The 13,578-nt window shown below is 44.5% G+C and carries 10 protein-coding genes and 1 pseudogene; 7 read left to right on the top strand and 4 right to left on the bottom strand.

Going from position 1 to position 13,578, the window contains the following annotated elements; translation table 11 throughout:
- Nucleotides 1-106: 106 nt before the first annotated feature.
- The 4 genes and pseudogenes from aceF to ampD all read right to left on the bottom strand — a co-directional run bounded on the left by aceF (nucleotide 107) and on the right by ampD (nucleotide 6,596).
- The gene (gene aceF / locus OCV24_RS02750) at nucleotides 107-1,984 is read right to left on the bottom strand and encodes a pyruvate dehydrogenase complex dihydrolipoyllysine-residue acetyltransferase (RefSeq protein ID WP_102507348.1); all 1,878 of its coding nucleotides are present in this window, start codon (nucleotides 1,982-1,984) and stop codon (nucleotides 107-109) included.
- 26 nt (nucleotides 1,985-2,010) lie between these two features.
- Nucleotides 2,011-4,689 carry a pyruvate dehydrogenase (acetyl-transferring), homodimeric type gene (gene aceE / locus OCV24_RS02745; RefSeq protein WP_017056616.1) on the bottom strand — a complete coding sequence of 893 codons (2,679 nt, stop codon included), beginning with the start codon at nucleotides 4,687-4,689 and terminating at the stop codon, nucleotides 2,011-2,013.
- A gap of 62 nt (nucleotides 4,690-4,751) precedes the next feature.
- On the bottom strand, nucleotides 4,752-5,513 hold the full coding sequence (gene pdhR, locus OCV24_RS02740) for a pyruvate dehydrogenase complex transcriptional repressor PdhR (protein WP_017056615.1): 762 nt from the start codon (nucleotides 5,511-5,513) through the stop codon (nucleotides 4,752-4,754).
- A 481-nt stretch (nucleotides 5,514-5,994) separates the two neighbouring features.
- A pseudogene (ampD, locus tag OCV24_RS02735) lies at nucleotides 5,995-6,596 on the bottom strand (1,6-anhydro-N-acetylmuramyl-L-alanine amidase AmpD).
- An 83-nt stretch (nucleotides 6,597-6,679) separates the two neighbouring features.
- Between ampD and nadC the strand changes: the two are divergent.
- The 7 genes from nadC (at nucleotide 6,680) to zapD (ending at nucleotide 13,533) form a co-directional block, all read left to right on the top strand.
- Nucleotides 6,680-7,570, top strand: coding sequence for a carboxylating nicotinate-nucleotide diphosphorylase (gene nadC, locus OCV24_RS02730; protein ID WP_136978841.1), 891 nt, complete (start codon nucleotides 6,680-6,682; stop codon nucleotides 7,568-7,570).
- Nucleotides 7,571-7,826: 256 nt separating this feature from the next.
- Entirely contained in the window at nucleotides 7,827-8,282 is a 456-nt protein-coding gene (locus OCV24_RS02725; protein WP_137032382.1) for a pilin, read from the top strand.
- The gene (pilB, locus tag OCV24_RS02720; RefSeq protein WP_137032384.1) at nucleotides 8,282-9,967 is read left to right on the top strand and encodes a type IV-A pilus assembly ATPase PilB; all 1,686 of its coding nucleotides are present in this window, start codon (nucleotides 8,282-8,284) and stop codon (nucleotides 9,965-9,967) included. Before OCV24_RS02725 ends, pilB begins: the two co-directional genes overlap by 1 nt.
- Before the next feature lie 15 nt (nucleotides 9,968-9,982).
- Nucleotides 9,983-11,212, top strand: coding sequence for a type II secretion system F family protein (locus OCV24_RS02715; RefSeq protein ID WP_150878372.1), 1,230 nt, complete (start codon nucleotides 9,983-9,985; stop codon nucleotides 11,210-11,212).
- A 67-nt stretch (nucleotides 11,213-11,279) separates the two neighbouring features.
- On the top strand, nucleotides 11,280-12,149 hold the full coding sequence (locus OCV24_RS02710; protein WP_150878374.1) for a prepilin peptidase: 870 nt from the start codon (nucleotides 11,280-11,282) through the stop codon (nucleotides 12,147-12,149).
- A 2-nt stretch (nucleotides 12,150-12,151) separates the two neighbouring features.
- The gene (gene coaE / locus OCV24_RS02705) at nucleotides 12,152-12,766 is read left to right on the top strand and encodes a dephospho-CoA kinase (RefSeq protein WP_150878377.1); all 615 of its coding nucleotides are present in this window, start codon (nucleotides 12,152-12,154) and stop codon (nucleotides 12,764-12,766) included.
- A gap of 26 nt (nucleotides 12,767-12,792) precedes the next feature.
- Nucleotides 12,793-13,533, top strand: coding sequence for a cell division protein ZapD (gene zapD, locus OCV24_RS02700; protein WP_029627015.1), 741 nt, complete (start codon nucleotides 12,793-12,795; stop codon nucleotides 13,531-13,533).
- Nucleotides 13,534-13,578 lie beyond the last annotated feature (45 nt).

Genomic DNA, 13,578 nt, shown 5'->3' with positions numbered 1-13,578 from the left:
AATTCCCCGTCAGATTATGAGAAATGCAGGAAACTGTTCTCTAAAAATAGTCTTTATATAAAGAATTAAGGTGACTCGAAAGTCACCTTAATAATTACTTTCTCAATTACAGTACTAGACGACGAATGTCAGATAGCGCGCTGTTTAGGAAAGTAATGAAGCGTGCACCTTCTGCACCATCGATCACACGGTGGTCGTATGATAGAGACAGTGGAAGCTGTAGACGTGGTTGGAACTCTTTACCATTCCAAACAGGCTTAATCTCAGACTTAGATACACCTAGGATACCTACTTCTGGAGCATTTACGATTGGTGTAAATGCAGTACCGCCAATACCACCAAGGCTAGAGATTGTGAAACAACCGCCTTGCATGTCTGCCGCTGTTAACTTGCCAGAACGTGCTTTCTTAGAAACAACCATTAGTTCTTCAGATAGCTCGTAAATGCCTTTCTTGTTCACGTCTTTGAAAACAGGAACAACTAGGCCGTTTGGTGTATCAACTGCGATACCCACGTTTACGTACTTCTTAAGAATGATGCTTTCGCCATCTTCAGAAAGAGAAGAGTTAAACGCTGGGAATGCTTCTAGCGCTTTAGCAACAGCTTTCATGATGAACACAAGTGGTGTGATCTTCATGCCAGTGTCTTTCTTCGCTTCGATTGCGTTCTGTTCTTTACGGAATGCTTCTAGCTCAGTGATGTCTGCGTTGTCCCACTGTGTAACGTGAGGGATCATTACCCAGTTACGGTGTAGGTTTGCGCCAGAGATCTTCTTGATCTTAGAAAGCTTCTGAACTTCAGTTTCGCCGAACTTGCTAAAATCAACTTTTGGCCATGGTAGTAGACCAAGAGCAGAACCGTCGCCGCCTTTGCCAGATGCCGCTGCACCAGACTCTAGACGCTTAAGTGCATCTTTAACGTAAGACTGAACGTCTTCTTTAAGTACACGGCTCTTACGACCAGTACCTTTAACTTTTGCTAGGTTTACACCGAACTCACGAGCTAGACGACGAACAACTGGAGATGCGTGAGCATACTCGCCGTTCTCTTGGAAGTCATCTGATGCTGCTGGAGCCGCTGCAGGTGCTTCTGCTTTAGGAGCAGGTGCCGCCGCAGGAGCTGGAGCTGCTGCTTGTGCAGGTGCAGCAACAGGAGCTGCGCCTTCAACGACGAAAGTCATGATTAGAGAGCCAGTTGACACTTTGTCGCCCGCTGCAATCTTGATCTCTTTTACTGTACCAGCGAATGGTGCTGGTACTTCCATTGAAGCTTTGTCGCCTTCAACAGTAATTAAAGATTGCTCTTCTTCTACTGTATCGCCAACCGCTACCATGATTTCAGTAACTTCTACTTCGTCACCACCGATATCTGGAACGTTTACTTCTTTCTCAGCAGATGCTGCTGGAGCCGCTGCAACTGGTGCTGCTTCTGCTACAGGAGCTGCTGCGCCTGAGCCAGCAACTTCAAATACCATAACTAGAGAACCCGTAGAAACTGAATCACCAGAAGCGATCTTGATTTCTTTAACGATACCAGCGAATGGTGCAGGAACTTCCATTGAAGCCTTGTCGCCTTCAACAGTAAGAAGAGATTGCTCTTCTTCTACTGCATCACCGATAGCAACCATGATTTCAGTTACTTCAACTTCATCACCGCCGATATCAGGAACGTGAACTTCTTTAAGCTCTGCCGCTGCAGGCGCAGCTACTGGAGCTGCCTCTGCAGCTGGAGCAGGTGCAGCTTCAGCTGCACCCTCGGCTTCGAAAATCATGATAAGAGAACCAGTAGAAACTGAATCGCCTTCCGCTACTTTGATCTCTTTAACGATACCCGCTTGAGACGCTGGAACTTCCATTGAAGCTTTGTCGCCTTCAACAGTGATCAGTGACTGCTCTTCTTCAACCTTGTCGCCAACGTTTACAAGAATCTCAGTTACTTCAACCTCGTCAGCACCAATATCTGGTACATTAATTTCGATTGTCATTGTTTTTTCCTACCTTAATGCCAGTCTTATGCGTATTGCGGGTTAGTTTTTTCAGTGTCGATATCGAACTTAGCAATTGCTTCAACAACGACAGATTTCTCAATATCACCACGTTTAGCCAGTTCAGTTAGAGCTGCGACTACGATATAGCCAGCGTTAACTTCGAAGTGACGACGTAGGTTTGCACGGCTGTCAGAACGGCCGAAACCATCTGTACCAAGTACTTTGTAAGACTCAGTTGGCATGTACGCACGTACTTGCTCAGCGTAGTTCTTCATGTAGTCAGTCACTGCGATTGCAGGTTCTTTACCAAGAACTGTTGTGATGTACGGTACTTTCTCTTCAGCTTCTGGGTGAAGCATGTTGTCACGCTCTACCGATTGGCCGTCACGAGTAAGTTCGTTGAACGACGTTACAGAGAATACGTCAGATGCTACGCCGTACTCTTCACTTAGAATTGCACCTGCTTTACGCGCTTCGTTCATGATAGTACCAGAGCTCATTAGTTGAACTTTACCCTTAGTCGCTTTATCACCTTGAGGAACGTGAGATTCAAGCTTGTAGATACCCTTGCGGATGCCTTCTTCAGCGCCTTCTGGCATTGCAGGCATTGCATAGTTCTCGTTCATTACTGTTAGGTAGTAGTAAACGTTCTCTTGCTGAGGACCGTACATGCGACGGATACCGTCTTGCATGATTACTGCTAGCTCGTAAGCAAACGTTGGGTCGTAAGAGATACAGTTCGGGATCGTGTTCGCTTGGATGTGCGAGTGACCATCTTCGTGCTGTAGACCTTCACCGTTCAGTGTTGTACGACCAGCAGTCGCACCTAGTAGGAAGCCACGAGCTTGTTGGTCACCTGCTAGCCATGCCATGTCACCAATACGTTGGAAACCGAACATTGAGTAGTAGATGTAGAACGGGATCATCGGCAGATCGTTTGTGCTGTATGACGTTGCAGCCGCAAGCCATGACGCCATAGAACCTAGCTCGTTGATACCTTCTTGAAGAACTTGACCTGATGTCGCTTCTTTGTAGTAAGAAACGATGCCTTTATCTTCAGGTGTGTATTCTTGACCTTGTGGGTTGTAAATACCAACCTGACGGAATAGACCTTCCATACCGAATGTACGAGCTTCATCACAGATGATAGGAACAATGTTCTTACCAATATTCTTATCTTTAAGCAGGATGTTTAGCGTACGTACATAAGCCATAGTGGTAGAGATATCACGCTTCTGCTCACCAAGTAGAGGTGCGAATGCGTCTAGCTCCGGAACCTTGAACTCTTGCGTAAATTTAGGCAGACGTGCTGGCGTGTAACCTTGTAGAGCTTTACGACGAGCGTGTAGGTATTCGTACTCAGCAGAACCTTCTTCCAGTTTCAGGTAAGGAAGTTCAGCTACTTTCTCATCAGAAAGAAGCTCTTGTAGGCCTAAACGATCACGTAGGTATTGAACGTGAGTCATGTCCATCTTCTTAACACCGTGAGCGATGTTTTTACCTTCTGCAGCTTCGCCCATGCCGTAACCTTTAACTGTCTTAGCTAGGATTACAGTTGGCTTACCATTTGTCTCTTTTGCATTGTTGAATGCAGAGAACAGTTTAGAAGAATCGTGGCCACCACGTTTCAGTTCGAAGATCTCGTCATCGGTCATGTCTGCAACAAGTGCAGCAGTTTCAGGGTACTTACCAAAGAAGTGCTCACGTACGTATGCACCATCTTTAGACTTGAACGTTTGGTAGTCACCATCGATAGTTTCGTTCATTAGTTGAAGAAGCTTACCAGTCGTGTCTTTAGCAAGTAGAGAGTCCCAGTTGCTACCCCAGATAACTTTAACAACGTTCCAACCTGCGCCTTTGAATAGGCCTTCAAGTTCTTGAATGATGCTACCGTTACCCATTACAGGGCCATCTAGGCGCTGTAGGTTACAGTTGATTAGGAAACATAGATTGTCTAACTTCTCACGCGAAGCGAAAGAGATAGCACCACGTGATTCTGGCTCATCCATCTCACCGTCACCTAGGAACGCGTATACACGTTGCGCTGAAGTATCTTTCAGGCCACGACCTTCAAGGTACTTAAGGAAGCGCGCTTGGTAGATAGCAGAAATCGGACCTAGGCCCATAGATACTGTCGGGAACTGCCAGAATTCAGGCATCAGTTTAGGGTGCGGGTAAGAAGGGATACCTTTACCATCCACTTCTTGACGGAAGTTATCTAATTGCTCTTCAGTTAGACGGCCTTCAACGAATGCACGAGAGTAAATACCAGGAGAGATGTGACCTTGGTAGTAAACTAAATCGCCACCGTCAGTCTCGTTTGGAGCACGGAAGAAGTGGTTAAAACAAACTTCATAGAACGCTGCTGCTGACTGGTAAGAAGCCATGTGACCACCAAGGTCTAGGTCTTTCTTAGAAGCACGCAATACGATCATGATTGCGTTCCAACGAATAATCGAACGAATACGACGCTCAAGAGTTACGTCACCAGGGTAAGCTGGCTCTTGTGCTGCTGGAATTGTGTTGATGTAGTTTGTGTTGATGCCTGTAGCCATATCAACACCATCTAAACGCGCTTTATCTAGAACTTGTTCTAGTAAAAACTGTGCACGTTCTACACCTTCTTCACGTACTACTGACTCAAGAGCTTCTAACCAATCTTGAGTTTCCAGAGCATCAACGTCATGCTTCATGTCAGACATGGCGATCTATCCTTTTTGTTAGTTGGATTCTACTAAACACGTAAACAGCCGAAGTATTACGACTATTTACCCTGTTGAATTCGACGTAGAGAACGTTCGCGACGCGATTCTTCCTTCGTCAAATCAAGCAATGTTTCTTCGATGTAAGCTAAATGAGAATGTGACATTTCACGCGCCTGTTCTGGCTGTCCTGAAACGATCGCATCTACAATGTTAGCTCGATGTATACTCACTTTCTCCACAACGTCTTTACGACGATGCAACAGCTTTAAATTTTCTAAGACGTTTTGTTCGAGTAACGGAGCCAAGCTACGAACAATGTGCAATAACACTACATTGTGCGCTGCCTCTGTTAAAGCAACAAGAAAAGCCATCACCGCTGCAGATTCGGCTTCAATATCACCCTTATCTTGCGCACCATGAATTTTTTCTTGGCATGCTTGAATTCGAGTAAAGTCTTCTTCGGTGCCACGCAATGCCGCGAAGTAAGCCGAAATCCCTTCCATCGCATGACGCGATTCCAACAAGTCTAGTTGGGTTTCAGAATGGGAGGACAACAAATTAAGCAAAGGATCTGAAAAGCTTTTCCAGATACTTTCGCTAACAAACGTACCTCCACCTTGACGGCGAGTAAGCAAGCGTTTTGCCTCTAAACGTTGTATCGCTTCTCGGACTGAAGGACGAGACACATCGAACTGTTTCGCTAGTTCGCGCTCAGGCGGCAGTTGCTGCCCTGGAGCCAGTGTTCCTTCCACAATCAACCTTTCTAACTCTTGCTCGATAACATCGGAGAGTTTTGGCTGACGAATCCTTTGATAAGCCATAGTTTATTGTTCTTCTTTTTCTTCGCTGACAATTGGTAATACCAATTTTAAGTTGAGCAGAAATTAACATAATTAAAACGCCACTGTCCAGCCTAAAGTTGACCTGTATCATAGAATACAGCATGAATTAACCACGATTTAACAAATGAAATTTAAAACAGCAACCAAATTGGTCTTACCATTTACAGGAGTAATACTTTTGGGGAGCTTTCGTGCTAGAAAGTTTCAGGATAAAAATGAATTGTTTCAGGAATACTAGCCTAAACTGGTTAAAAATCGAACCAAGAGCACAATTGAGAGTAAAATACTGTTCATAAATATTAATATCTGAGTGTTTGATAGGCCCGTCACACTCTCAATTTATTGATCCCCTCTCCTCAACCACTTCCTTTACATAACAACAACAAAAATTCACAAGTGATTATACTAAATGTTGACGACTTAAGGCTCGGTACACACTGAACCCTATTAAGGTTTAGGCTTAAATCTTGAGCTTTCCTTTAAACTTCTGCCAATCGAAAACCAAGCCTGGATCAGTTTTTCGAAGGGGCGCAATATATTGGTGTCCAGTAATTCGCTGGTTAGTAATCGCTGGAAAATTCGACATTAGAATCTTGGTCAATTGTGCCAAAGATTGATATTGCAGCTCGGTGTACGAAACAAAGTCACTGCCCTCCAATTCAATACCAATAGAGTAATCGTTACACTTTTCACGCCCGGAAAAGCTAGACTGGCCAGCATGCCAAGCTCGATCAAGAAACGAAACAAACTGCACCACTTCACCGTCACGACGAATTAAACAGTGAGCAGAAACGCCCATCTGGTGAATCACCTTGAAAAACGGATGGGCATTGGGGTTCAGGTTCCCAGTAAAAAATTGCTCAATATAGGGCCCACCAAACTGACCCGGCGGTAAACTGATGTTGTGAACCACCAGCAGAGAGATGTCCTCACAATCCGGTCTTGAATCAAAATACGGGGATGGTACATGTCGAGCGTTGTCATACCATCCGTTGGAACTGATCATCATCTTGGTCTCACTTTAATTTTCCGCTAGCACAATAAGATTGTGACCTTGCCCATAGAGCAGTCGCGCTAGCCTCTTTAATTTGAAGTTAAGCAAGAGTATCATTCCATTCCCACTCCCTTTCAAGATTAGATTTGCGATGAAAAACACACATAACAGCCACCAACGCCTCGACTACTTAAAAGAGCAACTGCCTCTAGAGATCACACGTGCCGTCGCGGATGCCATCAAAGAAGATCTAGGCGGAACGTTGGATCCAGCGGCTGATATTACGGCAAGTCTAATCCCTGCAGACGCAATCAATAGCGCAACCATCATTACCCGAGAGCACGGCGTATTCTGTGGTAAAGCTTGGGCTGATGAAGTGTTTAAGCAATTGGGCGGTGAAGTCACTATAGAGTGGAACGTAGAAGACGGTGACAAGGTTGAGCCAAATCAAACGCTTTGTTCGTTAACAGGCCCAGCACGCGCACTATTAACGGGTGAGCGAAACGCAATGAACTTCATTCAAACACTATCAGGTTGTGCAACAGCGACGGCAATCTACGCCGATAAAATCAAACACACAGAATGCCGCCTGTTAGATACACGTAAAACCATCCCGGGCCTACGCAGCGCACTAAAATATGCGGTCGCTTGTGGCGGCGGTTTTAATCACCGTATTGGCGTTTTCGATGCTTATTTAATCAAAGAAAACCACATCATCGCATGCGGTGGTATTGAGAAAGCTATTTCTACTGCAAAAGAGCTGAACCCAGGCAAGCCAGTAGAAGTTGAAACAGAGAGCCTAGCAGAGCTAGAACAAGCGATCACCGCAGGCGCAGATATCGTTATGCTAGACAACTTCACCACCGACATGATGCGCGAAGCCGTTAAAATTAACGCTGGCCGAGCGGCACTTGAAAACTCAGGTAACGTCACTCTAGATACAATAGCTGAGTTCGCTGAAACAGGGGTTGATTATATCTCTGTAGGGGCGCTAACCAAGCACCTAAAAGCAATGGATTTGTCGATGAGATTCATAGGTTAATCTACTTAACTATCAATATGTTAACTATCAAGGCATGGCTATAGGCGATGCCTTTTTTATTGCTTGTCTTATCAATATATCAAGTAGTTAGTTTAAGCTGATCGCATAATTTTGCGCTCAATATGCAACTTAACACTATAAAACACCAAACCACTCGCGACCACACCTGCACACCATTCCACTTCTCCATTTCGACTTATATTCTCTCCATCAACCAGTGCTTGCACTGAAACAAACCAAATAATGGAAGAGAAAAATGAACAACAAAAGAACAAATCAGAAAGGTTTTACCTTAATTGAATTGATGATCGTAGTGGCGATTATTGGTGTGTTGTCTGCTTTTGCTATCCCAGCTTATTCAGACTATACACAACGAACACGAGTCGCAGGCGCCGCTGCTGGTGTTTCAGGAATTAAAACAGCTGTTGCATTATGTGCACAAGATCTAGGGCAATTAGCTGGTTGTAATAACGGTGATAATGATATTCCCGCAGCAATTGCTGCAACGGATAATGGTGCGACCATTGCATACGTTGATGCATTAGGCGTAGCTGATGGTATTATTACTTTGACAACAACAGCAGTTGATGCTGCAGGGACTGCCCTAACTTTAACTTTAACGCCATCTGTAGGTAATGGTGTTGTTCAATGGGCACTTACCGGAACAGGTTGTACAGATGCAGGTCGAAGCATAGATTGCTCAGGTAACTAATGCTAACCAACCTCCCAACAGTTCTTCGTCAGGCTAATTTTCTTAGCCTGACTCAAGAACAAGCCGTTGCGGAATATGTACAAGCTTCAGGTGTTTCTACGCCTGAAGCTTTACTCGTTCTTGATTTATTCAGCGGCGATTCCTTAGCAAGCAATATCAAAACCATTTTCGGTTTACCGTTAGTACAACTCGCCAATACCAACTACGAAACCTTGTGTGAACAGCTAGGGCTTCGTGAGCTGATCACCAAGTATTGTGCTATTCCGATTGCCGTTTCTAGTTCTACGCTCACGCTCGCCTCTGCCGACCCGACCGACTTACACGCTGAAGACGATTTCCGATTTGCGACAGGGTTGCAAATTGAACTCGTCGTCGCTAATTATTCAGAATTAGAAGGCGCGATACGCAAACTATATGGCCGCTCGATTTTCGGACAAGACTCCAAGCGAAAAGAGATCACTCAAGATGAACTCGCCAACCTAGTTGAAGTCTCTGACGATGAAATCACGTCAATTGAAGATCTCAGCCAAGATGATTCCCCTGTGAGCCGTTTTATTAATCAAATATTGGTTGATGCGGTACGTAAAGGCGCCTCCGACATCCACTTCGAACCTTATGAAGAAAATTACCGAGTTCGCCTGCGTTGCGATGGCATCCTTGTCGAAATTCAACAGCCTGCTTCTCATTTAAGTCGTCGGTTATCGGCCCGCTTAAAAATTCTCGCTAAGTTGGATATTGCCGAGCGTCGATTGCCTCAAGACGGTCGCATCAAGTTGCGGTTAAATGATGAGCTCGCGATTGATATGCGTGTATCGACGCTACCGACCTTATGGGGCGAAAAGATCGTACTGCGTCTGCTAGACAGTAGCGCTGCCAATTTAGATATCGATAAACTCGGCTACAGCGAAGAACAAAAAGCCCTCTACCTTAATGCACTGAAACGACCGCAAGGGATGATTTTAATGACCGGGCCAACCGGCAGTGGCAAAACAGTCTCTCTTTACACCGGCCTTCGAGTTCTTAACACCACAGAACGCAACATCTCTACCGCAGAAGATCCGGTCGAAATTAACTTACGTGGTATCAACCAAGTACAAGTCACGCCAAAGATCGGTTTTGGGTTTGCTGAAGCACTACGATCCTTTTTACGACAAGACCCAGACATCGTGATGGTCGGAGAGATCCGTGACTTAGAAACGGCAGAGATAGCGATCAAAGCCTCGCAAACAGGCCACTTAGTCCTTTCAACACTGCATACAAACTCTGCCGCAGAAACCGTCACTCGACTCGCTCACATGGGGATAGAGCCCTTTAACCTTGCTTCATCATTAAGCCTAATTATTGCTCAGCGACTCGCAAGGCGCTTGTGCAACCATTGCAAAACGCTGGATGATTCACCGGACATATTTCTGCGTCACTCTATTCCCAACAGCCAAACCATTTACAAAGCCAACCCACAAGGGTGCAATGAGTGTACTCAAGGGTATTCTGGCCGAGTCGGTATCTACGAAGTGATGCCGTTTACCGACCAACTCAAAAACAGCCTTATCAACAAGCCTAACGCGCTAACAATTGAAAGCCTTGCTCGTCGGGAAGGCATGCGAACCCTACAAGAATCAGGGCTTGATAAGCTGCTTGAAGGTATCACCAGCTATCAAGAACTACAGCGTGTTCTGTACATATAGTCCAATGGAGAACAAATGAGTATTCAGCCCAAACAGTCACAATTAAAAAGCTACCATTGGAGAGGTATAAATAGCTCAGGTAAGAAAGTGTCTGGCCAAACTTTAGCGTTAACCGAATTGGAAGTACGAGAGAAACTCAATGAACAGCATATCCAGATAAAAAAAATCAAAAAGAAAAGCATCTCGGCCATTACACGCTTAACGCATCGCGTCAAAGCAAAAGACATCACAATTTTGACTCGCCAACTTGCCACTATGCTAACCACCGGAGTGCCAATCGTGCAGGCGATTAAATTGGTATCAGATAACCACCGCAAAGCTGAAATGAAATCTATTCTGTCGCATATCTGTAAAGGCATCGAAGCCGGCACTCCTATTTCAAGAGCGATGCGTACGGCCAGTAGCCACTTTGATGAGCTCTATACCGACTTAGTCGCAACTGGCGAACTTTCAGGTAACCTTGCGCAAGTCTTTGATCGCTTGGCGACATATCGTGAAAAGAGTGAACAACTCCGCTCAAAAGTCATCAAAGCACTCATTTACCCTGCTATGGTGGTGTTAGTTGCCTTATCGGTTTCTTACCTAATGCTAACCGTGGTTATTCCAGAATTTGAATCCATGTTTGCAGGTTTTGGCGCTGATCTCCCTTGGTTTACCCAGCAAGTTTTGCAGTTATCACATTGGATGCAAGCTTATAGTCTTTACGCTTTGATTGCCGTTAGTGTTGTAATGATTAGTTTTAAATTACTGCGAAAGCGCTCCTACTCACTCAGATTAACCACCAGCCGACTCAGTTTAAAATTTCCCATACTCGGTACGGTTCTATCTAAAGCTTCTATCGCCAAATTCAGTCGAACTCTTTCTACTAGTTTCAGTTCAGGTATCCCGATCTTGACTAGCCTTAAAACCACAGCAAAAACCGCGGGTAACCTTCATTATGAGGTTGCGATTGGAGAAGTTCACCGTGAAACAGCGGCAGGTATGCCAATGTATATCGCGATGCGTAATACAGACGTGTTCCCTGAAATGGTGCTACAGATGGTGATGATTGGTGAGGAATCGGGAAATTTAGACGACATGCTCAACAAGGTTGCGACTATTTATGAATTTGAAGTCGACAATACCGTCGATAACTTAGGTAAGATTTTGGAACCGCTGATCATTGTCTTTCTGGGCACCGTTGTAGGAGGGCTTGTTGTCGCAATGTACTTACCAATCTTTAATCTAATGAGTGTGTTAGGATAGTAAAAGCGACTTAACACCCATGAGTAGCAAACTTCGACTCATATAGATCACGTGGTAACAAGACACTATGGAAGTACTTCAATACTATCCTTGGCTATTCCCTGTATTAGCTTTCATTTTTAGCCTTCTTATCGGCAGCTTTCTCAACGTTGTAATTCATCGATTACCGATTATGATGGAACGTGAGTGGCAACAAGAGTGCTCCGAATATTTTTCTCAATATAAAATTCCAGCACCTGAAGGGGAATTTAATCTTAGCACTCCACGTTCGACTTGCCCGAAATGCGACACCCAATTAAGAGTCATCGACAATATCCCCGTTTTGAGCTGGTTGTTCTTAAAGGGCAAGTGCCACAGTTGTTCGAATCCAATCAGTGCTCGCTACCCTTTGGTAGAATTGCTTACTGCAACACTTTGTACCGTGGTGGCGAGTCACTTTGGTTTTAGTTTCTACGCTATTGCGCTGATCTTTTTCACCTTCGCATTGATTACAGCGACCTTTATTGATCTCGACACCATGCTGCTGCCTGATCAAATCACCTTACCTTTGGTTTGGTCTGGTATTGCATTAGCTCTGTTTAATATCAGCCCTGTCTCGCTTCAAGACTCAGTAGTTGGTGCGATGGCTGGTTACTTAGCCTTATGGTCTGTCTATTGGCTTTTCAAACTACTCACGGGTAAAGAAGGAATGGGCTATGGTGACTTTAAATTATTAGCAGCACTTGGGGCATGGCTTGGGTGGCAGCACCTACCAATGATCATTCTTTTATCATCACTCGTCGGCCTTATTTTTGGATTGATTCAACTGAGGTTAAAACAACAAGGGATAGATAAAGCTTTCCCATTTGGACCTTATCTCGCCATTGCTGGTTGGGTAAGCTTGATGTGGGGTAACGACATCATGGATTGGTATTTCACGTCTGTATTAGGAATTTGATCATGGCAACCATTATCGGATTAAGTGGTGGTATCGCCAGTGGTAAAACCACGGTAGCTAACCTTTTCAATAAACACTTTAATATTGATATTGTCGATGCTGATATAGTGGCTCGTGAAGTCGTTGCACCAGGCAGCAAAGGCCTACAACAGATTACTGACCATTTTGGTGGAGCGATTTTACTTGAAGATGGGACGCTAAACCGAAGTAAACTACGTGAGCAGATCTTCTCTGATGCAAAAGAAAAGCAATGGCTCAATGATCTTCTTCATCCGATGATCCGCAACAAAATTGACAGTGACCTGTCTAAAGTCACCTCTCCTTATGCTTTATTAGTAGCTCCTCTATTGGTTGAAAACCAAATGCAAGGTATGGCCGACCGCGTATTGATCGTTGATGTGCCTTCCGAAGTGCAAATAGAGCGTACGATGAATCGTGATAATGTTTCTAGGGAACAAGTTGTATCAATTTTAAAATCACAGGCTTCAAGAGAACAACGTTTAGCCATTGCCGATGATGTGATTGAGAACCATACTAAAAACCAAGAACTTTTGCCTCAAATCACAGATTTACATCAAAAGTATCTGGCAATCAGTACAGTAGATGGGTCAGAATAGAACTATGTTGAATGAAGGCTTGCTTGATGATCACCCACAAATTTGAACATCCTCTAAATGAGAAAACACGAATTTACTTAAGAGTTGAATCACTCTTGAGACAACTACACTTGTCTTCTACATTTTCCGATGCTCAACAGTATCAACTCTTTTTCCGTTCTATCTTTGACCTGATTGAAATTTTCGAACAGATTCAGCTTAAGAGCGAACTAGCAAAAGATATTGAGAAGCAGCGTTTGACCTATAAAAGCTGGTTAAACGTTGAAGGTGTCGATCAAGAGATGCTAACGTCATTACTCAAAGACATTGGCAACATCTATCGTGAACTGATGCAAGCAGAGCGTTTTGGGCAATCCCTAAAAGAAGACCGCTTCCTGAGTGCTATTCGCCAACGTTTTAACCTACCAGGTGGCTCATGCTGCTTTGATTTACCCGCACTGCATTACTGGCTACACCTTCCTCTCGACAAAAGAATGAGAGATGCCAAAATGTGGATGGATAGCCTACAACCTTTGTACGAAGCGCTAACGCTATGGTTAAAGCTAACCAGAGAAACTGGCCACTTTAAAGAGCAAATTGCTCGTGCTGGCTTCTTCCAGAGCGATGCTGATGAAGCAAATATCCTGCGTCTTTCGATTCCGATGCAATACGGCGCTTACCCGATGATCTCGGGTCATAAAAACCGTTTTGCCGTTAAATTCATGAGCTTTGAAACAGGGCAAGCCTGTACTCAAGATATCGAATTTGAATTGGCTATTTGCACCTAATTAATTTCCTTTTATCGTTTGGCTTGAGTGCTCACTCGAGCCTAA

It is taken from the genome of Vibrio kanaloae (assembly GCF_024347535.1).
Taxonomy (GTDB): domain Bacteria; phylum Pseudomonadota; class Gammaproteobacteria; order Enterobacterales; family Vibrionaceae; genus Vibrio; species Vibrio kanaloae.
The sequence above is the reverse complement of the archived record's forward strand: the minus strand, read 5'-3'. Positions and strand labels throughout refer to the sequence as shown.